1 protein-coding gene is annotated in these 581 nt (G+C 46.8%); it reads right to left on the bottom strand.

Annotated features, from left to right (window positions below; translation table 11 throughout):
* Positions 1–20: 20 nt before the first annotated feature.
* Positions 21–581 (bottom strand): transposase (locus VSQ62_RS32320; protein ID WP_334638793.1); only part of this gene is annotated, 561 nt, incomplete at its 5' end.

The raw sequence follows: 581 nt of genomic DNA, 5'->3' as shown, positions 1-581 counted from the left end.
CATTGCTTAAATATCAGTGATTAAATTGCTAATGGTATCCCAGCATATGTCCACTTAAATGGGTGTGCTGTAAGATTGTACTGTTCAATAAAGCGCAAGATGCTTGCTTCCAGTTCTTCTATTGACAGATAGCTTTTCCGCTTCAGCAGCTTTCGGTTAATGATGCCAAACCATATCTCAATCTGGTTCATCCAGGAACTGTGTTTCGGAGTATACACAAAGCGGATCCGGTGGGAAGGGTCATGCAGGAAATCTGCCCGGCTTTTCATACTTTTGAGGATCCCTGTCTTTCCTTTTTTGCCCAGTTCCACACCAGGGACACAGGCCTCTGCCACAAAGCGGACAAGGGCTTCCGACTTATGGGTGTTCAGGCCATCACATATAAATGTCCATGGAGCCTGCGGGTCTGTTTCTGTCAATGCTTTTACAGCTTCCACAAAATCCTCTTCTGTGCGTGTGGAGTTTAGATATGGCATTTCCATACGGCCCGTTGCAACATCAAAGAACCCGATGAGACTGGTCGTGCCATGGCGGATATACTCAAACTCCATTTTGGCGCACTGGCCGGGTAATGGGAGCTT

The sequence above is a fragment of the Sporofaciens sp. JLR.KK001 genome, from assembly GCF_036941055.1.
GTDB lineage: Bacteria > Bacillota > Clostridia > Lachnospirales > Lachnospiraceae > Sporofaciens.
Note: the sequence above shows the minus strand (reverse complement) of the source record. Positions and strands in the feature narration are given on the sequence as shown.